Genomic DNA, 22,297 nt, shown 5'->3' with positions numbered 1-22,297 from the left:
GTGAAGCCATTTCACGTTCATGTGACGCGGGTTACAGATCCGAAGATGGTTTGGAATTGTTAAGACCGGGAATTAGGGCATCCAATTCTTCAAATCCCTGCCCAAATCGCGGCGGCGCGCGGCGATAAGAAATTGGAGTTTTTGAGAATTTAAGTGGATTTCCAAGGAGTTGCACGTTCCCATCGCTGGTCTCTGCGTGATCCATGGAAATCACACTCTGACGTGCCTTGGCCTGACCTGATGTCAGTGCATCCGCAACAGAGTGAATTGGCCCGCAAGGCACCTTTACCTCTTGTAATATTTCAAGAATTTGGCTGCTAGGGAACGTTAACAGCGATGTTGCAATGGTTTTTGTTAGTTCCTCACGGTGTTTGATCCGATCCGGGTTGGTTTGGAATCGATCTTGCTCTGCCAGGTCCTTGCGTCCAATGGCCAAACAGAACCGCTGAAACTGTGTGTCGTTGCCCACGGCAATGATGACATGGCCATCTTTTGTCGAGAAAACATCATAGGGCACGATATTGGGGTGTGCATTGCCCCGGCGAACAGGTTCTTTTCCGGAGGCCAGAAAATTTGTTCCCTCATTGATAAGCCACGCCATTTGCGTGTCTACAAGTGCAAGGTCGATGTGTTGCCCTTCGCCGGTTTGATCCCGATGTCGAAGAGCAGCGAGAATGCCTATGGTTGCGTACATTCCGCACATCACATCCGCGATACCAACTCCCACTTTTGTCGGAACACCAGTCGGGTCGCCAGTCAGGGACATAATGCCGCCGTATCCCTGCGCCATCAGGTCATAGCCCGGCTGTTCCCGGTTCGGTCCGGTCTGACCAAACCCCGAAATTGAACAATAGACCAGATTAGGATGCGCCTCACAAATGCTCTCGTGGTCCAGCCCGTATCTCTGCAAGCTACCCGGTTTATGATTTTCAACCACCACGTCAGCCTGTGCGGCAATCGCTTGTACCAAGGCCTGCCCCTCGGCTGTCGAGATATCCACCGGAATAGAGTATTTGTTACGGTTTGCGGCCATATAATAGGCACTCAAGTCGCTCTGCCCATCTGGTGTCTCGGCATATGGTGGTCCCCATGTCCGGGTATCATCGCCACCGGTTTTTGGGTTCTCAATCTTTAGAACCGTAGCCCCCAGATCGCCCAGCATTTGCGTGGCTGTCGGGCCAGCAAGAATCCTCGACAGGTCCAGAACAATCAGCCCGTCCAGGGCGCCTTTGGCGTTAGAGTCTTCCATCATATGCTTTCCTGTCAATCTCAGCGGCAATCACCGTGAACGTATCGGACTGCAGCGCTTGGTCTAAGGCATTCCGCAACTCTTCTTCGCTGGTCACACGATGCCCCGCGCCTCCAAAGCCCCGCGCCACAGCGGAAAAATCCACATAACCAAAGTCCACCGCGCGATTTTTCATTTGGCGTTGCCTTTGTTTCAATTCGATCAGCGCAAGGCTTGCGTCAACAAGAACCACAAATATCGTTCGCAGCTTTTGCTCTGCCGCAGTGGCCAGTTCGCCCGCCACCATCAGGAACCCAGCATCACCCGAAAAGGACACCACCGGTCGGTTTCTCTCAACAATCTGTTGTCCAATGGCCAAAGGTACGGCAACCCCCATCGTGCATAAACCAGACGACTGTGTCAGGGCGCGTGGGAAATCACAGCGCCACATCTGAGACAGCAATATCCGGTGCGCGCCGCTATCTGCTGTTGCGAGTGTATTGTCAGGTAATACATTGCGGCAAATTTCGAAAACTGCATCCGGCCCCCAGTTGCCCTGCCGCTTGAACGCCTTATCCAGAGCCGCCCGCGCGGTCGAAATCTCGCCGCCTGCCCATACATCCGTCAGCGGAGCCTCCGGTAACAGGGCGCCGACCGTCGCAGTACAATCGCCAATGAAATTGTGGCTGGCCTGATGCATGTAGTGATGGTTCGGCTCTGCCATCACATCAATCACCACCTGCCGTTCCGGATCCCATGGATTTTGCCAGCCTGTTCGCATTTCGATGGGATCATATCCAATCGCCAAAACGACATCTGCCTCGGAGACCAGAGGGAGCAAAACCCTGTCGGCATTTGGGGATAACCCGGCCCCGCCAAGCGCCAACGGATGTTCCTCGGGCAGCATGCCCTTGGCCTTGTACGTGGTGATGACCGGCGCGTTGAGCATTTCCGCTGCGCGCTTTATCACAGTTTCCGCGCCCTGCGTCATCGCATCGACACCGACAATGATGATAGGTTTTTTTGCGCTGCTCAGCGCATTTCTAGCGGCGTCGAACTCTGCACTTGCTCCCGGTGCCATTGGCAAGGCAGGTTTGCGAAGAATACCCTCACCAGTGGCGGGTTCGTCTGCCACTGAAATTGGTACGTCAATATGAACCGGACCTGGGCGGCCTTCCATGGCTTGTGTCACTGCTTTGTCAGCGATCACATGAGCCGCCCCTGCGTTTAATGTGAAACTTGCCTTTGTGATTGCGCGAAAAACTTGCGGCTGGTCCAGCACCTGATGAGTATAGGTATGTGCCTCGTCAGCATCGACAGCCCCTGTGAGGACGATCATCGGAACGCGATCCTGACGCGCATTCTCAACCGAGTTCACACCGTTCAGTGCTCCGGGTCCAACTGTGGCAACCATTATTCCCGGCGCGCCCGTCCGGTGATAGGTACCTTCGGCCATAAAACCGGCTGCATTTTCATGTTTGGCCAAGACAAAAGTGATTCCGGCCTGCTCCAACGCGTCCACAAGCGTAAGGACTTCGCCGCCGGGCATCCCAAAGGCCCACCTGCATCCCGCAGCATAAAGCCGTTTCGCCAAAACATCCGCTGCCCGCATTTGTACAAACCTTCAAATTGCCACTTCAACTTAAGCGCTGGTGAACCATTGTCGGTTGAAATTCAATTCAAATTGAAGTGTTTAGGCGACTTCGCGCCACTTCACTTTGGTACCCCGTTTTGCCAGCGGAATGGCATCAGGGTCGTCAAAACCGCCATGGCTCTCCCAACAATCGCATTGCCATCACAGTTTCTCAAACCAATCCACGACCATATTTGCCCATTCTTTTGGGATGACGTGGCCGCGCGGGTGCAAAGCAAATTCCAGCGCAGAGCCGGGCGTGCATCTCTCCCATTTTCGACGCCAAACGTCGTCTGTGGTTTCAAAGGAATCCGCCTTGCCGAAGAGGCAACCATTGGTTTCGCGAAATATTCCGAGCGCACGAAAAACGTCTCCTTGCGCTATGGCATTGGTGTCATTGATCGACTTTCCGCCTAAGGCGCGCCCTTCGAGCGGAACAGTGCCGTCGCGCCAGCCATGCGTATGAAACAAGCGGACCGGGCCATTGCATTCGGTCGGGTGAGGGCGCCAGAAACTACCGCCGACTGGCGCATAGGCAAAGAAGGCCCGGGGCATTTCACACGCAAGGTAGCTCGACATTGAACCGCCAATGGAAAACCCCGACAAAAGGGTTTTGTCTGGATTAAGATTGTTTCTGGCAACTACGTTGTCGCGCACCGAAGTGAGAAAAGCAATTTCGTCACGACGTTGGGGCCGCTTGGGATGGAATGACCAGCTTCTCCCATTGCGTCCTTCGAGTTTCATCCCGTTTGGGGCGGCCACCGCAAACCCTCTTGCCAGAAATTGTTCGGTCACGAGACGGTTTTTTATGACAGCCCCGCCGTTGCTTCCGAAGCCATGTATGAACAAAATAACTGGCGTGTCTGAGGTGGGATTATCGGGCAGAGCAACGAAATATGACCCATTTTCAACGGTGCAAAGCGTCGTTGCACTGCAGGCATGGGCGACAGGCGCGGACAAAGTCAGGAAAATGCAAACCACCAACGCAGAGAAATGGGAATGAAACATACGTTGGTTTCTTTCATGTGTTGAGAAACAGGGAGATGCCTGGGAAATGTGGAGTGTTCCAGCACCGCAAGCCAGTTGGACTAAATGATCAGGTCTAAATGAAATGATGTAGAAAACCGGATAAACGGGACCGCCACAATGACGGTCCCACAGGGGTTTAGTTGGTGACTGGCGCGTTAGATTCAAAATTGGGGATGACACTTGTCGACGCATCTGCAGGTTCTATTCCGACCCAGTTATTGTTCGCCAGGGACAAGTTTCCAGGAATGTCCTCTTCCCAGAACCCCACCACATTCTTGGTGATGTTGAGATAAAGCTTGCCGTCTACAATGCGCCAAAGGTTTGGATTGCCAGGAACCTTGCCGCCTTTGGACACACCATAGGCGCAGTGACCATCGTACTGAGGTGCATATTTATCCGGGCTAGCGAGAAACTTGTCTCGGTTTTCCGCTGACGAAAAGGCAAAAGTTGCGTTGTTGTGGTCCGCTGTAATGTCTTTGTGGCCTTTCACACCTTCAGGCTGAACCGTGCCAACAGGCTGTTGTTCAAGATCGAAATACGCCACCACATCATATCCCGAGACCGCAAAGTTGGTACTGTCGAGATACTGCGGACCTGCCAATGCAACAGACGCCAATATCGAAAAGGCGGAAGAGAGAATGAGTGTTTTCATGAAATGTGTCCAGTCTTCGTTGAGGTGGTTGTTGTGGGAACTATATTGCGGTCGGACGGCCAAGGATACACAACGAACCATCACAAATTCTGGCGCAAATTTGAACTGATGTACTTTGTGAACGCTGGCGCATCATTGGCATCTGGGTGAAGGTTGTTTCGCCCCAAAACCTGGGCACGTGTCTTGTGCGAAATGCCGAACCAACATCTCAAACTGCCATCACGCGCCAAAGCCAATGCGTTTTCGATAAGCTCCGGCACAAAGAATTACCTGATCGCCTGTTCGGCGATTTTGGCGAACACCTCATCCAACCTTGCAGCAATTTTCATGACCTCCGGGCTGTCGTCGGCATAGGGCAAAAAAACCAGAGTCGGCGTCTTGTAGGACAGGGTTGCTGTGCCATCCTGCTGCTCTGTGATGTAGAACCGCACCGGCGCTTCGATCATTGCGCTTTCCGAGGCGGACAGCAGTTCTACTGCAAAGACGTTGTTGAAAATGCCGATGACGCGGTTTCCCGGGATTGTAACACCACGGGATTTGGCGGCACCTGTCGGGCCCGCCTGAGTGACAACACCCATCTTGTTCATTTTTGCTGCAGATTTCACCCGGTCAATCAGGTCTGTGTAAGAAAGGCTGGTTGGATGTACTTCCCACCCTTGCCGTTTTTTTGGATCAGCGTTGACAGATGTCACAGTCAGGGCAAATGCCATGATAAGTGAAAAAGCGAATGGGATAACGTAGCGCACTGTTTGTACTCACATGTTTGGGTTGGGGGAAAGCGGTGGGTCCATCGCCAGTTTATTGCGGAGCCAGACGCCGAGATAGCTTCCGGCGAAACCCCAAACTAACCACCACCAGCCGTGAAGCGAACCAGAGACCAATCCGCCGAGATAGGCACCGATATTGCAGCCATAAGCAAGTCGGGCGCCATATCCCATCAAAAGACCACCAATAACTGCGGTCAGGATATCTTTCGTCGACAGCTTCCAGACCGGCGAGAATTTCCCGGCCAGAGCTGCGGCAATCATCGCACCGAACACGATGCCGAAATTCATTACCGAAGTGCCATTGGCAAGGAGAGAGGCATTCAACTGTTGCCTGCGCCAGCCACTCCAATAGATCCAGTCCGAGACGTCCCCACCTATTGTTTCATAGGCCTTAGCACCCCACAGGGCAAAACCGGCAGTAACACCCCAGGGGCGGCCAAGAACGATGAGGCAGAGAACGCCGACGATGGCAAGCGCTACCGCACCGGCGAGCAGCGACCATGGGCCCGTTAATAGAGATTGCGTAGGTTTCGCAAGCTCAAGCGCGCCATGTACACGCCGCTCGATAAGCGCTGAGCCTGACGCAATCAACCCAAGCAAAATGGCCATTAAACCCAGAGCACCAAACGCTCCAAATTCCGTCACCAACGATATGCCGCGGTTGTTGTTCAGACGCGTCGTGACAATGTCTTTGACGATCGCATATGCCGGGTCGACCAGTGTTGGATCAGCGATCGGGCGCGTCCAGAATTCCCAGTGTGCCGTGGCGATGACAGAGCCAGCAATAAAAAACACAAGTGTCACGATCATCCGGGTCGAACCGCCACCAACGGTGAATAGAGTACCAGACGCGCAGCCCCCTCCAATCTGCATGCCTGTGCCGAAGACGAACGCGCCAAAGGCGCTGGCCAAGCCCATCGGGAGAGTATTGCCGCGCGCTGCTATCCCAATCATCTCGCCATACTGAAACAGCGGAAAGGAGATCAAGCAGGTCAAACCGATCAGCAGCATTTGCGCGCGCAGCCCCGCCCCCCTCTTTTCCCTGACAATCCTGCGCCATGCGGCGGTGAATCCAAATGACGCATGATACAAAGCAAACCCGGCCAGCCCACCAATCATTGCCGCACCTGCCATTGCACCACCTCGCTCGCCAAATGCTGCAACGATTAGGGCGAAAAGAGCGATGCACGCGAAAACGAGCGGCCTATTCATATTGCGCGACCTGTCCTTGCAGTTATGTTTTGTGCTGCAAATTTTGAGGTTACCGAGACGGAGGAAATCTAACTTGTGGGCTTTCCAACCTGTACTAGTTTGTAAAATTATTGGAGGGGGCTGACGGTTTTGTCACGGAAAATTGAAAGGCTATGATTCGATTGCAACGCGGGGCAGGCAAGCAGCCTTTCCTACGCGTATCATCACCTGTCAGGTTCCGCGACATTGCCACGCCATTGGTATCGTAAAGCATGTGTGCTGTCGTTGACGTTCGACATGACCACTCACACCAAACCTCTGCATATCAGCGCCGTTGCAACCAAGAAGTTTTGGTGGAGCGACAACGGCATCTTCGTTCAGATGATGATAGGTTTGGCCGCCGAACACGGCGAACAGGCCCGCTCTGTTTCGTACACATAGCCTGTTCGTGGTCGATGCAGCGAACGGTGAGATTGCCACAAGTGGCCAATAGTGCTCGGCACAGCGAATGTCTCAGTCGAGCCCAAAATGCTGAGTCTGGAACAAGGGACGGAACATCGTTCAGAAACGACTGCTCTTGCCAAAGCAAGTTTGGGCTGTCCAAGAAAGACTTGAGATGAGCGGCAATCTTCGTGATCTCGGATTGTTCTACGTTGTGATCGATTGCGAGCTGCGCGGCTGTGATCTCGTCCGGCCGAACGTGACAGATCCAGTGAGTGAAGATTGCATTCGCGATCGAGTAACAGCAATCGTGCCGGAGACGAGCGGCTACGGCGCGCACTCTCTTCGTAAGACCAAAGCGGCGGAGATATACAGAAAAACTGGCAACCTCAGATCTGCCCGAGTTCTGCGAGACTATACAGGTCGATAGCACCGTCTGCTACGTGGGGGTCGAACCGGTAGAGGCACTGAGTATTGCCTAGCGCATCGACATTTGAATAATGTTGGTGGACGGTTCTTGCCGTTTGCCGGTGTAAAATAGACGTAAGTGTGTTTTACGTCGGCCGGTGGCACAGGGTCCAAAGTTCAAACAGTTCCAACACACATTAGTGTCTATACGTGTTTGCAAATCAACCTAAAGCTGTTTTGGCATCGACGCATTAGGCCCGTCATCGGGGCAATGACTTTCACGTTTTGATGTAAGATTGTCGAGAGCGACAGTCTGCAGTGTTTGCAATGCGACTAAGAGTTGGTCATCTTGCGCGCTATGGAATTTTTGAATGTCAGTCACAGCAGCTTTTTGATTTCAATGTCGTGTATCGTCTCGCTTGTGGCTGGATTCACAGGACTGTCGCTAACAAGAGACCTTTCTGAAAAGCCGATGTTTCAGAAGAAGGCGACTGTCGCGCTCGCAGCGATCGCATTGGGGGGCGGAATTTGGGCGATGCATTTTGTCGCCATGCTGGGGCTCAAACTACCCATTCAATTCTACTATGACGCGGCGATTACGCTTGTTTCGGCCCTTTGCGCGATCCTGCTTGTTGGTGGGGCCCTAATTCTGCTTCACTTTGCTGAACGCACGCCAAAGATCATAGCTGCGGCGGGTGGTATCGTTGGCGTTGGAATTTTAGTTATGCACTACATTGGAATGGCCGGATTGGAACTCTGCCGCGCCATCCACACGACATCGGGTGTCGTCCTGTCATCGATTGTCGCGATTGGCCTGTGCATGCTGGCATTCTGGATCGCCTACGGGCAGCGGACAAATCGCAATATCTTGCTGGGAACAGTCTGTTTTGCCGTAGCTGTTTGTTCGGTCCATTTTCTGGCGATGGCAGGAACCAACTTTATCGCGGAACCCAATACGTCCGATTTCGGACCATCCATGAGCAATGAAACCCTTGCACTTGGGGTTATCTTTTTTAGCTTTGTAATTTTTGGTGCTTGCTTGTGGGTCAGCGTGACGTACCTAATCGTACCAGACAGCCGAACTGAGTTGAACGATAGTGCTCAATTGCAGACAACTGGTGGATTGCGACTACCCTGCGAACGCGACGGTGGAAAAGTCTTCATTCGCTACGAAGATGTTTCCTTTGTGCGTGCGGATGGTCACTACACTCAAGTGTACACCGATGATGAGCGTCTCTTTTGTGTTTGGCCAGTTACGGAAGCTTCAAGCCGCCTCCTGCCATTAGGGTTCTTGCAAACTCATCGGAGCTATCTTGTGAATCCGGCCAGGGTATCAAAATTTGAACGGACCAAGGAAAAGGGACGCTGCATCTTTGATGGACAGAATTTGCCTCCCGTCCCAGTAAGCCGTTCCAAGCTGAAAGTGACTCAAGATGCATTGGCATCGCACAACGGTGCAGTTGGTGCGTAAAGCGGTGCATTTCGTGCAAAAGACCAGTAATTCAATGATTTTCTAGTGCTTCGGCATACGGACGTATGCTGTCTTCCTCTCAAGCAAGAACAATCGCTTTTAGGGAGGAAGCCGATGATTCCAGCCGCATTTGAATACTATCGCCCCAAGAATATGGACGGGGTTCTATCCATTCTCGAAGAACATGGGGATGACGCGCGTGTCATGGCGGGAGGTCACAGTCTGATCCCAATGATGAAGTTGCGGATGGCAGATGTTCCCCATCTGATCGACCTACAAGATGTGGGCGGAATGTCCGATATCGAAATCACTGAGGACGGCATCCGCATTGGTGCTTTGGTCACGCAGGCGGATATAATTGATCACAGCGGTTTGGCCGCCTCGGCCCCAATCCTGCGCGAGGCAGCGTTGCAGATCGCTGATCCCCAGGTCCGTTACATGGGCACTGTTGGCGGTAACGTTGCGAACGGTGATCCGGGCAATGACATGCCGGGGTTGATGCAGTGCCTCGACGCTTTTTTTTCGATCGTTGGTGCAAATGGCGAACGCGATATTCCCGCGCGCGATTTTTACGAAGCCGCCTATATGACCGCCCGCGAAGACGAAGAGGTCCTGACCCGTGTCACGATCCCACTGCCTAAAGGTGGTTACGCTTACGAAAAACAAAAGCGTAAGATCGGTGACTATGCAACTGCCGCGGCGGCGGTGCAGATTGTCAAAGATGGTGGGTCTTGTGTTTCTGCATCCATTGCGATGACTAACCTTAGCGACACACCGGTGTTTTCCGAAGCTGCAGGTGCTGCACTTGTTGGCACGACGGTGGATGATGCGGCTTTGTCTGTTGCCGTTGCCGCCATGCTTGACGACATCGACCCAACTGAAGACAACCGCGGCCCCATCGCATTCAAGATCCACGTCGCAGGTGTCATCTTACACCGCGCCATCGCACGCGCTTGGTCGCGGGCGTAGGGAGAACCACCATGTCAAAGAAACAACACTACGCCATCACAGTGAATGGGAAGGAAGAGGAATTCCTCGCCGAACCCCGCGAACTTCTGATTTACACGCTGCGCGAACGGCTTAACATCACTGGGCCACATATCGGGTGTGAAACCTCACACTGCGGTGCTTGCACAGTCACCATCGATGGTAAATCAGTCAAAGCCTGCACCATGTTCGTCGCGCAAGCCAATGGAAAAGACATAACGACCATCGAAGGCATCGGCGGACCGGACGATCTGCATCCTTTGCAGGAGGCGTTCAAAGAACACCACGGCCTCCAATGTGGTTATTGCACTCCGGGTATGATCACACGCGCCACGAAGTTGTTGGAGGAAATCCCCAATCCGACCGAAGAAGAAATCCGCTTTGGCATGGCAGGCAATATCTGCCGCTGCACAGGCTACCAAAACATTGTGAAATCTATTCAGGCTGCGGCCACGGAAATGTCAGCCGCGAAGGAGGCCGCAGAATGAAAGACGAAGTCACACGCGAAGAACGAGTCGATAACCTCAAGGGCATGGGCTGTTCGCGCAAGCGCGTCGAAGACGCCCGTTTCACACAAGGTAAAGGTAACTACGTCGATGACGTGAAACTAGACGGGATGCTGTTTGGAGATTTTGTGCGCTCTCCTTACGCGCATGCGCGCATCAAAAGCATCGACACTGCCGCAGCCTTAGAGGTGCCTGGTGTCTTGGCCGTACTGACCGCTGCCGATCTTGAACCTCTCGGTCTGCATTGGATGCCGACGCTCGCGGGCGACAAACAGATGGTGCTGGCTGACGGCAAGGTGCTGTTTCAAGGCCAGGAAGTTGCGTTCGTTGTGGCCGAAGATCGCTATTCCGCCGCTGACGGCATTGAGTTGGTTGAGGTTGACTACGAAGAACTGCCCGTGCTTGTTAACCCGTTCGAAGCGCTAAAATCAGACGTTGTATTACGCGAAGATACGGTGGACGAGAGCGGTAAGGCCATCGATGGTGCCCACGGCCCGCGCAAGCACCCAAATCACATTTTTACATGGGAAGCAGGCGACAAAGACCCAACGAATGAGGTCATCGCCAATGCGGAAGTCGTCGCTGAAGAAAGCATGTACTATCACCGAACGCACCCTTGCCCGCTGGAAACCTGTGGCTGTGTCGCTTCAATGGACAAGGTCAATGGCAAGCTAACACTGTGGGGCACGTTCCAAGCGCCGCACGCAATCCGTACGATCGTGTCGCTAATTTCCGGCATTGAAGAACACAACATCCGCGTCATCTCGCCCGATATCGGCGGCGGGTTTGGTAATAAAGTTGGTGCCTACCCCGGCTATGTCTGCTCGGTTGTGGCCTCCATTGTAACGGGCAAACCAGTTAAGTGGATTGAAGACCGCATGGACAATCTGATGACCACCGCTTTTGCGCGTGATTACTGGATGAAGGGCAAGATCAGTGCGACACCCGAAGGTAAGATCACTGGCTTGCATTGCCATGTGACAGCCGATCACGGCGGTTTTGACGCTTGTGCAGACCCCACTAAGTTTCCGGCAGGATTCATGAACATCTGCACGGGTTCTTATGACATCCCAACCGCTTATCTTGAGGTAGACGGTGTCTACACCAACAAAGCCCCCGGCGGCGTCAGCTATCGCTGTTCGTTCCGGGTGACCGAGGCTGTGTACTTCATTGAACGTATGATCGAAGTTCTCGCAATAAAGCTAGACATGGACGCTGCAGAGTTGCGCCGGATCAACTTTATCAAGAAAGAACAGTTCCCTTATACCGCTGCACTCGGCTGGGAATACGATAGCGGTGATTACCACACCGCTTGGGAAAAGGCCTTGAAGGCTGTCGACTATGACGGTTTGAGGGCTGAACAAGCGCAGCGTGTGGAAGACTTCAAAGCAGGTAAGACGCGCAAGTTGATGGGCATTGGCCTTAGCTTCTTCACAGAAATCGTCGGCGCCGGGCCAGTCAAGAACTGTGACATTCTTGGGCTTGGGATGTTCGATAGCTGCGAGATTCGCATCCACCCAACTGGGTCAGCGATTGCGCGCCTCGGTACAATCTCCCAAGGACAAGGGCACGCGACGACGTTCGCGCAAATCCTCGCGTCCGAGATTGGGCTTCCTGCCGACAGCATCACTATAGAAGAAGGTGACACCGATACCGCGCCGTATGGTCTCGGTACTTACGGCTCTCGCTCAACGCCGGTCGCAGGAGCGGCCACGGCCATGGCCGGTCGCAAGATCCGCGCCAAGGCTCAGATGATCGCGGCCTACTTACTTGAGGTCCACGACGACGACGTGGAATTCGATGTGGATCGGTTTGTTGTCAAGGGCGTGCCTGAGAAGTTCAAGACGATGAAAGAAATCGCCTTTGCCGCCTACAATCAAGCCATTCCAGGAATCGAACCAGGACTGGAAGCAGTCAGTTATTACGATCCGCCCAATATGACTTACCCGTTTGGGGCTTATGTCTGTGTCATGGACATCGATGTTGATACTGGGGTGCCGGATATCCGCCGCTTCTATGCGCTTGATGATTGCGGCACTCGGATCAACCCGATGATTATCGAAGGACAGGTGCATGGGGGACTGACCGAAGCGCTGGCCGTCGCCTTGGGGCAAGAGATTGCTTATGACGACATGGGCAACGTTAAAACCGGAACGTTGATGGACTTCTTTCTGCCAACGGCATGGGAAGTGCCCAATTACGAGACCGACTTTACCGTAACGCCGTCTCCGCATCACCCGATCGGTGCCAAAGGCGTGGGGGAAAGCCCGCATGTGGGCGGGGTTCCGTGTTTCTCGAACGCAGTGCAAGATGCGTTCCGCCCGTTTGGCAACACGCACACCAACATGCCGCATGACCACTGGCGGATTTGGAAAACCGCCAACGACCTTGGCCTTCACGGTTGATCGGAAGGGTAGGGTGGGCAGTATTGCTCACCTTACGGAGCACATCATGACTTGGACTGACTTGAAAACCGCGCTCGCCGACAAGGGCTATGTGGCCTCTGACGACTTGGCGGTTGCTTTGCAACTGGCCTTGTCGCTGGGCCGTCCTTTGTTGCTGGAAGGGGCTGCGGGTGTTGGTAAAACCGAGATTGCGCGCACCCTATCGCAGGTAAAGGACTCACGCCTGATCCGGTTGCAGTGCTATGAGGGGTTGGATGCCGCGCAAGCTATTTATGAGTGGAACTATCAGCGACAATTGCTGGCCATCCGTGCGGCGGCCGAGGATGGGGAGACGGGCAAAGCGGTAGAAGATCGCATTTTCTCACGGGACTTCCTGCTTGAGCGGCCATTGCTCGCAGCGATCACCCAAGACGCACCACCGGTGCTGCTAATCGACGAAATTGACCGTGCGGATGAAGAATTTGAAGCTTACTTGCTGGAAATCCTGTCTGACTTTCAGGTGTCGATCCCCGAGCTGGGTACAATTTTCGCCACGACCCGGCCAATCGTAATCCTGACATCCAATGGTACCCGCGACCTGTCAGATGCACTACGCCGCCGTTGTCTTTATTCTTACGTCGAATACCCTGACTTCACGACCGAACTGGAGATCCTCAAAGCGCGCTGCCCAGAAGTTGAGGCGCATCTGGCAAATCAGATCGTCGGTTTCGTCCAAAAATTGCGCGAAGAAGAGCTTGAGAAAATGCCTGGCGTTGCCGAGATGCTGGATTTTGCCGCGGCCTTGATGGGCTTGGGAATTGCAGACCTGACGAATGATCCTGCGGTGTTACAAGCGACGCTGACAACTTTGTTGAAAACCCAAAGTGATCAGGCCCATATCACGCCCGAGGTCGCTGGGCGTATCGCAGGCCGCGCGGCATGAGCCGTATCACCAAATTTGCCGCCCGCGACCCAGGGCCATCTGCACGGGTCGCCGCATTTATTGTGCATTTGCGCGAAAACGGGCTGCGGTTGGGCGTGGCGGAGGCGGAGGTTGCGATGGCGGCCTTGGCGTTGGTCGACACGATCCAACCCGATGAAAGCCGCCGTGCATTGCGGGCAGTTTGTGCGGGATGCAAGGAAGAGGCTGAACGGTTCGATGATCTGTTCAACAGCTACTGGATGGATATGGGGCGGGTTCGAAGAAAAGTTGTGCCGTCGCAAAACACTCCGACTTGCGATGATGTGCATTCCTCTCGCGATGCCAAAGGGCAGGACGCTGGGACGGCAGGGTCGGCGACGGCCCCGGAGGCAGGCGAAGGTGAGGTGGACAGCGACGGCACTGGAAAATTGATCGCTACCAATCAGCACAATTTGGCCCGCAAAGACTTGCGTGATTTGGTCCGGCCTGAAGAGATTGCCGAGGCTGAAGATGCCGCTCGCCGGATCGGTGCGGCCCTGCGTGATCAACGTTCGCGCCGTCGCATGGCTGCGCGAAAAGGCGATCGATTGCATTTTCGTAAAACGATACGTGCCAGCCTTGCCACAGGTGGAGAACCCCTGCGGTTGCTGCATAAGAGGCGCCCGGATCGCACCCGTAAGATCGTGGCGCTATGTGATGTGTCCGGGTCGATGTCCGTTTACGCAAAGGTTTTTTTAGCCTTTCTGGCTGGAATGATGCGGACGGATGCGGCTGCTGACGCCTACCTGTTTCACACGCGCCTCGTGCGGATCACCGAAGCCCTTCGCGACAAGGATGCCATGCGCGCGATTGGTCGGATGTCCCTAATGGCCGACGGGTTTGGGGGCGGATCAAAGATTGGACCATCTCTGATGCGCTTTGCCGATACATACGCAAGACGGTTTGTTGATGGGCGCAGTGTGGTGATGATCCTGTCCGACGGCTATGACACCGAAGCGCCCGAAATGATTGGCGATGCTTTAGAGAAACTGCGCAAACGCGGCTGCAAAGTGATTTGGCTCAACCCGTTGAAAGGTTGGTCAGAATATGCCCCGATCGCAGCTGGCATGTCAGCAGCCTTACCGCATCTTGATGTCTTCAAAGCCGCCAATACTCTGAGTGATCTGGCAGCCTTAGAGCGGGATTTGACCATACTATGACACCTGCGGAAATTCTATCAACCGATCTGGCCGATGCAGCGCAAGAGCTGCGTGCCCGTGACGAGCCCTTTGCCTTTGCCACCATTGTGCGCACGGCTGGGGCCACTGCGGCCAAACCAGGGGCCAAGGCACTGCTAAGCGCTGATGGGACAATTCTGCAAGGTTGGCTTGGCGGCGGCTGCACACGCGGGGCGGTCAAACGCGCAACGGTGCAGGCTTTGCAAGACGGAACGCCACAGCTTGTTTCCGTCGCGCCGGAAGACTTGCTTGCCGAAAAGGGTGTGAGCGCGGGGGATGAAGTCGATGGAACGCGCTTTGCCAGAAATGGTTGCCCGTCACGCGGGACGGTGGATATTTTTATCGAACCTTGTATTCCCACACCGCAGTTGGCCGTAATCGGCACCTCACCTGTGGCGCAAGCGCTTATTGCGTTGGCCCCTCAGTTTCATTGGTCGGTCACGACGACACTTGACGATGGCAAATTGCAACGACAACGCTTCGTGGTGATCGCCACACAGGGGCAGGGCGATATCGACGCTTTGACATCCGCCTGCACAGCCCATCCTGACTACATCGCCTTTGTTGGCAGTCAGCGGAAATATACCGCACTCTCGGAAAAGTTGACCGCTGCTGGCATTGCACAGTCATTAATTGATCAAGTGCATGCTCCAGCGGGGCTTGATCTAGGCGCAGTCACTCCCGAAGAAATCGCCCTATCGATCCTTGCGCAGTTGATAAAAGAACGCCGACTCGCGCTGCATAAAACCGATGTGTGAGATAAAACCGATCATGTTGGCTGCAGGGCTTTCGAGCCGTATCGGTGAGCGGAACAAGTTGCTTTTGCCAATCCATGGGGTGCCGATGATCCAGCATATGGTTGCGACCTATCGTGTGGTGGTAACCGGGCATGAGGTCGACGCAGTCAAAGCATGCTTGGACAGATCTGTAGTGCAGGTCGTCCACAATCCAAATTACTCTGATGGTCAACAGTCCTCTGTGGCCTGCGGGTTGCGTGCCGTTGAGCAAGCCGTTCAGATTCTGATCGGGTTGAGTGATCAACCAACTCTGACAAGCAGCGATCTGCAGATGTTGTCAAAGGCGCATAAAGCCGGCGACGCCGTACGCATCTCCATACCTCAGCTGGATGGGCAACGTGGCAATCCAATCCTTGTGCTAGGCACGCCGCGCGACCGTCTACTGGCCGATCCCAGATCGCCAAGGCGCAAGTTCATCCGCGCCAACCCCGATCATGTGCAGTTTCATGCGCTGACGTCCTGCGGTTTTTACGCCGATGTGGACACACCCGAAGCCTACGATGCGGCGACCGTCGATAACACGGAGAAGACAATATGAAGGTACTGAAGAAAATAATCAGACGGATGCGCTGCATTTGGGCACTGACCCCCGAACAAGCTGAAAACATCAGATTTCCTTGTTGCTAACCAAAGGACAAACCATGAAACTCTCAGACGAAATTATCATCAATGCATCTAATGAACGCGTATACGCTGCGTTGAACGATCCAGAAATCTTGCGACAATGCATCCCTGGTTGCGAAGAATTGATCAAACATTCGGACTCTGAACTTGAAGCGAAAGTTGTGCTAAAAATTGGCCCTGTGAAGGCCAAGTTCAGCGGTAACGTACAACTTGATACCACAGGCGCACCCGATGCGTTTTCGCTTACGGGACAAGGGAATGGCGGGGCTGCGGGTCACGCGAAAGGCGGGGCAGATGTTACGCTTACGGCGGATGGCCCTAACCAGACGATCCTGCGATATGAAGCCAAGGCCGACATTGGCGGAAAGCTAGCGCAACTTGGTAGCAGGTTGATTCAAAGTACCGCAAAAAAACTGGCGGCTAAGTTTTTTAAGTCTTTCGCAGACGTCGTAAACGAAGAAGTCGCAGCATAACGATCTGACATACGCAGAACATGTATCAGACATCGTTGCCAGGGCGGCGGAGCTTGCTAAGGCACGCCGCCCTTTTTCGGTGATCACGCCACCTTTCGGTTGGCCTCTCTCAATCAGAGCCAAAATGCAGCAGTAGACGTTGCGCTGAATGGGAAGAATGAGTGCTACGTCATGGCTTGAGTAACGTTTGCCCCACCGGCCTCGACCAATGGTCAAACGGCGCGTTTGTGGACGTCCAAGTAGGCGGAAACTCCGTGGGCCTCAAAGGTCGACCGATTGCTCCACGTTTCGGAGATTACAAAATTGCGGCGGTTATAGACATCGCGTTGAATGTCGCAATGCACGCGTCCCTCATTGGCGTTTGCATGGGTTCGGACAGTGCGTTGAACTGCCTCCTGGATGCGCTCCATACCCGGTTTTGCTGCGACTGTCACAACAGCGCTGACTTCGCGATCGTCCTCGACGCGGCACAGTTTAGTTGAGACCTACCAGCCGGGATATATTGGCAGCCCGTCGTCTGGAATTCGAAACATCGGGTGGCTCGAGTCCTTAAAGACCCAGCGGTCTGGTGCGGTTCCTTCGTTTTGGCCGCGTTCAAGTGTTGGGACATGGACCAGCACCAATTCGGGAAATACGTCGACTTCCGAAAACATATGACATCCGCAGCCTTGGCAATGTTTTCGGTGGCACGTGAGATTGGTGTCAAAGTTTTTGATCTTAGATGCGCCCGCCGCGATCTCAAACCTAGCGCTCTGGACCACTGCAAACAGAGCAAGCGCGCCGCCACAGGTGTTGGTGCAATCGGTGCATAGACAGAATTGTGTCTCAACTAGGCGCTCAGTGTATTCAATGGTGACCGGCTTTGCTTCTCACTGACACCTACCTTTGGCTTTGAATGGTGTTGTCATCGTCAGAGTCCCGTAATTTAGGCCGCCAGATACGCGTCGCGGATTTCAGGATGTGCGTTGAGGTCTTTCAGGGTGCCATGATAGACTTGCACGCCGCTTTCGATGATCACCACAAGGTCGGCGACGGCCTGTGCGAAGTGAAGGTTTTGCTCGGATAACAAGACGGTAAGGCCTTCGGATTTCAGTTGTTGAATGACTTTGACCATCTGCTCCACAATGACAGGGGCGACGCCTTCGCTGGGTTCGTCCAACAACACGAAAGACGGATTGCCCATCAAAGTCCGTGCAATCGTCAGCATTTGTTGCTCCCCGCCGGACAAGGCCTTGCCGCGGTTGTTGCGGCGTTCTGCTAGGTTTGGAAACAGCTCGAACAACATCTCTTCTGACCATGTCACTGCACCTTCGCGCGGGGGCTGTTTGCCTACGATCAAATTCTCTGCCACGGTCAGATCGGTGAAAATGCGGCGTTCTTCAGGGACGTACCCTAAGCCCAGTTTTGCGACCTTATGCGGCTGCGATCCAACGATTGAGTGTCCGTCAAATGTGACCATACCGGAAGCAGGGCGTACCAGTTGCATAATGGACTTCATGGTGGTGGTTTTGCCCGCCCCATTGCGACCAAGAAGGGCCACAACATTGCCTTTCGGCACGGAAAAACTGAGGTCGCGCAGGACATGCGCTTTACCGTAGAAACTGTTCACTTCGTCAACGTTAAGCATGTGCGTCTTCCTCGGCAAATAGTGTTCCGCCACCTAGGTAGACTTCTTGGACAAGGGGGCTATTACGGATTTCGGTGGCGTTGCCTTCGGCAATTAACTTGCCACGGTTGAGCACCATAATTCGGTGTGCATGGGCAAAAACAACGTCCATGTCATGTTCGGTAAACAAGACGCTGACCTGCTCGTCGCGAACAATGTCAGCCGTTAGCTGCATGAGGGCCACGCGTTCCTTCGGAGCCATTCCGGCGGTCGGCTCGTCCATCAGCAACAAAACCGGCTCATGTGCCAGAGCTATAGCAAGCTCCATTCGTTTTAGGTCGCCGTATGCAAGCACGGCACAGTGCCGTTCAGCCTGCTCAGACATGCCAACCTTTTCCAAAAGCGCGATGGCATCTGCGTGATACATCCGGTGCGCATAAGGCTTAAAGCGGAACACTTGTTTGTGGTGTGAAAGCAGCGCCATTTGCACGTTTTCAACAACAGTCATCGAACTGTATGTCGCGGTGATCTGAAATGTCCGTCCTACGCCTTTGCGCCAGATTTGGCGAGGCCGCAGCCCATTGATTCGTTCGCCCGACAGATAAACGTCACCGGCAGTTGGCGACAGTTGCCCCATGAGCATGTTGAAACACGTACTTTTTCCCGCGCCGTTCGGACCGATCAAGGCAAGCAACTCGCCCTTTTTAAGCTGGAAGGACACGTCATCCACGGCAACGATCCCACCGAAGGATTTGCTTAGACCTTTGGTCTCAAGAACAATGCTCATGTTCTGTCTCCTTCATTCGCGCCACTGAACCGCCGGACCGCCTTGCGGAACGAGCCGACGACGCCTTCGGGTGCAAGGATGACGATACCGATGATCAGAAGGCCCATCACAAGTCTCCAGTATTCGAACCGCAAAAGCGTCTCTTCGATGCCTTTGAAGAAGCCGGCGCCAACGACGCCGCCCGCAAGTGTTTTGACACCGCCTAAAAAGACCACGATCAAGGCATCAAAGCTCCGGGCGATTTCCAATTCGTTGGGAAATACACTGCCCTTTGAGAATACAAACAATGCGCCCGCCAAGCCGCCCATAAGCCCGGCAAATCCAAAGGCCAGCAGTTGAACTTTGTGAGTGTCGATGCCTGTGGCCTCGGCTTGGCGTTTGCTGTCTCGGGCGGCGCGCAGAGCGTAGCCAAATGGAGAATGCGCGATGTGACGCAGCACGACGATACCGCCCACCGCCATAACCAACGTAAAGTAGAAGAATGCGGTTGTTTCGTTTAGCCAATCGGACGGCCAGATATTGACGAGCCCGTCATCACCGCCGGTAACATCACCCCATTGGAACACGAGGCTCCATAACAATTGGGCGAAGGCAAGGGTTAACATGGCAAAGTAAACGCCGGTCGAGCGCAGACAAACCCAGCCAATCGCAAGCGCTGCGACGCCTGCGCCAAGGGGGGCCAGCATGAATGCAAGCTCCATTGGGGTATTGAGGTGAGACACCAAGAGCGCTGCAACATAAGCACCGCCGCCATAGTACGCGGCGTGACCAAAGCTGACCATGCCACCAAGCCCAAGAAGGAAATGCAGGCTCGCCGCAAACAGGGCAAAGATCAGAATGTCGATCGCCAAAACTTGGGAAAAAGACGTGCCGTAGAGCGGCAACAGAGCCAATCCAGCAAGTCCAATCGCCACAAGGATACGAATTCGAGAAGACGCGGGTTTGATCGGGTCTTCCGGCTCTCCAACCTGCCCATGTTCGCCGGCGACTTCTTCCCGACCGAAGATACCGTAGGGTCGGACCATCAAGACGACAATCATCACGATAAACATCAACACAAGGGTGGATTGAGGCACATACGTGATGCCAAATACGTTCAACACGGAAATAATGACCGCAGCAAGATATGCACCGGGCAGTGATCCCATGCCGCCGATCACCACGACAACAAACACTGGGGTGAGGATAGTGAAGTCCATCAACAAGTCAGCACCACCTTTGGGCAGCTGTAACGCGCCGCCAAGACCTGCCAGCGCAGAGCCCAAAGCAAAGACGCCGGTAAACAGCCATGCTTGATTAACGCCCAATGCACCGACCATTTCGCGGTCTTGCGTTGCCGCCCGTACAAGGACGCCCACTCGTGTTTTTGTGATCAGGTACCATAGGGCGAGTGCGATAAATGGCGTTATCGCCAGCACGACGAGGTCATATTTGGGGATTGGCTCCCCGAAAATTCGAAAAACGCCACGCAGACCGGGCGCACGTGGGCCTAATAGATCTTCGGGGCCCCAAATCAGCAAGGTAAGGTCTTGGATCACAAGTATGACCCCAAAGGTCGCGACCAATTGGAACAGCTCTGGTGCGCGGTACACGGGACGCAGGACCAACATTTCGATCAGAATGCCGATTATTCCAACGGCAACACTGGCCAAAAGAATAGATGCCCAAAATCCTAACCCACCAGGAAGGACTTGCATCAAGGAATACCCGATGTAGGCACCCAGCATGTAGAGGCTTCCGTGAGCAAAGTTAACAATGCGTGTCACGCCGAAGATAAGCGACAAGCCACATGCCACAAGAAACAGAGAGCTTGCGTTTGCAAGGCCCGTCAGAATTTGGGCGAAAAAAAATTCCATGCGAGCGGTATCCGTTTGGAAGTGTTGGGGGAGGTTCGCGACTGTGCAGCCCCCGGTGTGTTTACCGGGGGCTGTCGTTTATTTACTCAGCTGGACGAAGAGCTTTGACCTCTTCTGCTGATGGCAAATAGTCAGCGCCTGCTTTGTATTCCCAATCAACCATAATGCCAGCGCCGTCCTTAAGAGCTGTTGTGCCAACATAGGCACCCATTGTGGATTGGTTGTCGGCGGCACGGAACACGATATCACCAACCGGCGTAGAGACCGGAAGGTCTTCAAAAGCCGCGCGAATTGCTTCGGTTTCAGTTGACCCTGCGCGCGCGATTGCTGCTGCGATGGACTGTACTGTCATGTACCCAACCATGGATCCCAAACGCGGAGCCGTGTCATAGCGTGTCTGGTAATCTGTGACGAACGCACCGCCCGGGCCGTCGTTTAGATCGTACCAAGGATAGCCTGTAACGGTCCAACCCTCGGGCGCCTCGTCACCAAGGGGTTCCAGATATTCCGGTTCGCCCGACAAAAGGCTGAAGACTGTACGACCGTCAAACAACCCGCGGTCGCCGCCTTCGCGGACAAACTTGGCTAGGTCCGTACCGAATGTGACGTTGTAGATCGCGTCGGGTTTGGCGCGTTCCAAGGCTTGAACCTCAGCGCCGGCGTCAATTTTGAACACACCGGGCCATTGCTCGGCCACGAAGGTAGCGTCTGGAACCAAAGCTGTAAGGGCTGTTTTGAAAGCGGCAACGGCGTCGTGACCGTAGGAATAGTTTGGCGCTATTGTTGCAAACGACTTGGCCCCGCTTGCGGCGGCGGCTTCAGCAAGCATACCAGCCTGCATGTGTGTGGAGGAGCGCAAACGGAAAGTGTATTTGTTACCCGCAGCCCAAACCAAGCCATCGGCGAGCGGCTCTGAAGCGAGATAAACATAGCCCTTTTCACCGGCAAATGAAGAGATCGCCAAGCCAACGTTTGACAGGATCGAGCCGGTCAACATCACAGCACCTTCGCGTGTCATCAGTTCTTCTGCAATCTTAACCGCTTCGCCTGGTTCACCTTGGTCATCGCGGAAAATGAATTCTAACGGGCGACCAAGAACGCCACCATCTGCATTTATCTGCTCAATCGCGAGTTCCATACCTTGTTTGTACGGCCCCGCGAATGCGGCCATGCGTTTGTAGTGGTTGATCTCACCAATGATGATTGGATCACCGGATTGTGCCACAACTGCCAACGGCGTCAGGGCTAAGGCCGTTGAGGCCACCAGACCTTTCAAGAAAGTACTTCTCTTCATATCTGTTTCTCCTTGTTGAATTTG

General features: G+C 54.1%; 21 protein-coding genes and 1 pseudogene. 13 read left to right on the top strand and 9 right to left on the bottom strand.

Annotated elements, in window-relative coordinates; translation table 11 throughout:
- Positions 1-31 precede the first annotated feature (31 nt).
- Together ABJI08_RS12790 and ABJI08_RS12785 are read right to left on the bottom strand one after the other, a co-directional pair.
- Complete coding sequence (locus tag ABJI08_RS12790; protein ID WP_348402225.1) at positions 32-1,252, bottom strand: CoA transferase; 1,221 nt, start codon at positions 1,250-1,252, stop codon at positions 32-34.
- Positions 1,236-2,822, bottom strand: coding sequence for a thiamine pyrophosphate-binding protein (locus ABJI08_RS12785; RefSeq protein WP_348402245.1), 1,587 nt, complete (start codon positions 2,820-2,822; stop codon positions 1,236-1,238). The genes ABJI08_RS12790 and ABJI08_RS12785 overlap by 17 nt, the downstream gene beginning before the upstream one ends.
- On the opposite strand from ABJI08_RS12785, the gene ABJI08_RS12780 reads away from it, so the two are divergent.
- A complete protein-coding gene (locus tag ABJI08_RS12780; RefSeq protein WP_348402246.1) occupies positions 2,703-3,278 on the top strand; it encodes a hypothetical protein in 576 nt (191 codons plus the stop codon). The genes ABJI08_RS12785 and ABJI08_RS12780 overlap by 120 nt on opposite strands.
- 172 nt (positions 3,279-3,450) lie before the next feature.
- Positions 3,451-3,864 carry a hypothetical protein gene (locus ABJI08_RS12775; protein ID WP_348402224.1) on the top strand — a complete coding sequence of 138 codons (414 nt, stop codon included), beginning with the start codon at positions 3,451-3,453 and terminating at the stop codon, positions 3,862-3,864.
- A 162-nt stretch (positions 3,865-4,026) separates the two neighbouring features.
- On the opposite strand, the gene ABJI08_RS12770 is transcribed toward ABJI08_RS12775, so the two are convergent.
- The 3 genes from ABJI08_RS12770 to ABJI08_RS12760 form a co-directional block, all read right to left on the bottom strand.
- Positions 4,027-4,542: a YHS domain-containing (seleno)protein gene (locus ABJI08_RS12770; protein ID WP_348402223.1), complete on the bottom strand. Its 516-nt coding sequence runs from the start codon at positions 4,540-4,542 to the stop codon at positions 4,027-4,029.
- 266 nt (positions 4,543-4,808) lie between these two features.
- Positions 4,809-5,252, bottom strand: coding sequence for a DUF302 domain-containing protein (locus tag ABJI08_RS12765; RefSeq protein WP_348402222.1), 444 nt, complete (start codon positions 5,250-5,252; stop codon positions 4,809-4,811).
- A gap of 45 nt (positions 5,253-5,297) precedes the next feature.
- On the bottom strand, positions 5,298-6,443 hold the full coding sequence (locus tag ABJI08_RS12760; protein ID WP_348402221.1) for a YeeE/YedE family protein: 1,146 nt from the start codon (positions 6,441-6,443) through the stop codon (positions 5,298-5,300).
- Between the two features lie 354 nt (positions 6,444-6,797).
- On the opposite strand from ABJI08_RS12760, the gene ABJI08_RS12755 reads away from it, so the two are divergent.
- The 11 genes and pseudogenes from ABJI08_RS12755 to ABJI08_RS12705 all read left to right on the top strand — a co-directional run bounded on the left by ABJI08_RS12755 (position 6,798) and on the right by ABJI08_RS12705 (position 16,730).
- Entirely contained in the window at positions 6,798-6,941 is a 144-nt protein-coding gene (locus ABJI08_RS12755; RefSeq protein ID WP_348402220.1) for a hypothetical protein, read from the top strand.
- 67 nt (positions 6,942-7,008) lie between these two features.
- Positions 7,009-7,423: pseudogene (locus ABJI08_RS12750) on the top strand (hypothetical protein).
- Between the two features lie 284 nt (positions 7,424-7,707).
- Positions 7,708-8,820, top strand: a complete 1,113-nt coding sequence (locus ABJI08_RS12745; RefSeq protein WP_348402219.1) for an MHYT domain-containing protein — start codon at positions 7,708-7,710, stop codon at positions 8,818-8,820.
- Between the two features lie 114 nt (positions 8,821-8,934).
- Entirely contained in the window at positions 8,935-9,789 is an 855-nt protein-coding gene (locus ABJI08_RS12740; protein WP_348402218.1) for a xanthine dehydrogenase family protein subunit M, read from the top strand.
- A gap of 11 nt (positions 9,790-9,800) precedes the next feature.
- On the top strand, positions 9,801-10,295 hold the full coding sequence (locus ABJI08_RS12735; protein ID WP_348402217.1) for a (2Fe-2S)-binding protein: 495 nt from the start codon (positions 9,801-9,803) through the stop codon (positions 10,293-10,295).
- The gene (locus tag ABJI08_RS12730; protein WP_348402216.1) at positions 10,292-12,718 is read left to right on the top strand and encodes an aerobic carbon-monoxide dehydrogenase large subunit; all 2,427 of its coding nucleotides are present in this window, start codon (positions 10,292-10,294) and stop codon (positions 12,716-12,718) included. Before ABJI08_RS12735 ends, ABJI08_RS12730 begins: the two co-directional genes overlap by 4 nt.
- A gap of 46 nt (positions 12,719-12,764) precedes the next feature.
- Positions 12,765-13,640 carry a MoxR family ATPase gene (locus tag ABJI08_RS12725; RefSeq protein WP_348402215.1) on the top strand — a complete coding sequence of 292 codons (876 nt, stop codon included), beginning with the start codon at positions 12,765-12,767 and terminating at the stop codon, positions 13,638-13,640.
- Positions 13,637-14,818: a VWA domain-containing protein gene (locus tag ABJI08_RS12720; RefSeq protein WP_348402214.1), complete on the top strand. Its 1,182-nt coding sequence runs from the start codon at positions 13,637-13,639 to the stop codon at positions 14,816-14,818. The genes ABJI08_RS12725 and ABJI08_RS12720 overlap by 4 nt, the downstream gene beginning before the upstream one ends.
- Complete coding sequence (locus tag ABJI08_RS12715; protein WP_348402213.1) at positions 14,815-15,594, top strand: XdhC family protein; 780 nt, start codon at positions 14,815-14,817, stop codon at positions 15,592-15,594. The genes ABJI08_RS12720 and ABJI08_RS12715 overlap by 4 nt, the downstream gene beginning before the upstream one ends.
- Positions 15,587-16,171: a nucleotidyltransferase family protein gene (locus tag ABJI08_RS12710; protein ID WP_348402212.1), complete on the top strand. Its 585-nt coding sequence runs from the start codon at positions 15,587-15,589 to the stop codon at positions 16,169-16,171. The genes ABJI08_RS12715 and ABJI08_RS12710 overlap by 8 nt, the downstream gene beginning before the upstream one ends.
- 103 nt (positions 16,172-16,274) lie before the next feature.
- Positions 16,275-16,730, top strand: coding sequence for a carbon monoxide dehydrogenase subunit G (locus ABJI08_RS12705; RefSeq protein WP_348402211.1), 456 nt, complete (start codon positions 16,275-16,277; stop codon positions 16,728-16,730).
- Between the two features lie 925 nt (positions 16,731-17,655).
- On the opposite strand, the gene ABJI08_RS12700 is transcribed toward ABJI08_RS12705, so the two are convergent.
- The 4 genes from ABJI08_RS12700 to ABJI08_RS12685 form a co-directional block, all read right to left on the bottom strand.
- Positions 17,656-18,357, bottom strand: a complete 702-nt coding sequence (locus ABJI08_RS12700) for an ABC transporter ATP-binding protein (protein WP_348402210.1) — start codon at positions 18,355-18,357, stop codon at positions 17,656-17,658.
- Positions 18,350-19,123, bottom strand: coding sequence for an ABC transporter ATP-binding protein (locus ABJI08_RS12695; protein ID WP_348402209.1), 774 nt, complete (start codon positions 19,121-19,123; stop codon positions 18,350-18,352). The genes ABJI08_RS12700 and ABJI08_RS12695 overlap by 8 nt, the downstream gene beginning before the upstream one ends.
- A complete protein-coding gene (locus tag ABJI08_RS12690) occupies positions 19,120-20,979 on the bottom strand; it encodes an ABC transporter permease (RefSeq protein ID WP_348402208.1) in 1,860 nt (619 codons plus the stop codon). Before ABJI08_RS12690 ends, ABJI08_RS12695 begins: the two co-directional genes overlap by 4 nt.
- Positions 20,980-21,061: 82 nt before the next feature.
- On the bottom strand, positions 21,062-22,273 hold the full coding sequence (locus tag ABJI08_RS12685) for an ABC transporter substrate-binding protein (protein WP_348402207.1): 1,212 nt from the start codon (positions 22,271-22,273) through the stop codon (positions 21,062-21,064).
- Positions 22,274-22,297 lie beyond the last annotated feature (24 nt).

Origin of the sequence: Shimia sp. (assembly GCF_039969785.1) — a bacterium.
GTDB lineage: Bacteria > Pseudomonadota > Alphaproteobacteria > Rhodobacterales > Rhodobacteraceae > Shimia.
The sequence above is the reverse complement of the archived record's forward strand: the minus strand, read 5'-3'. Positions and strand labels throughout refer to the sequence as shown.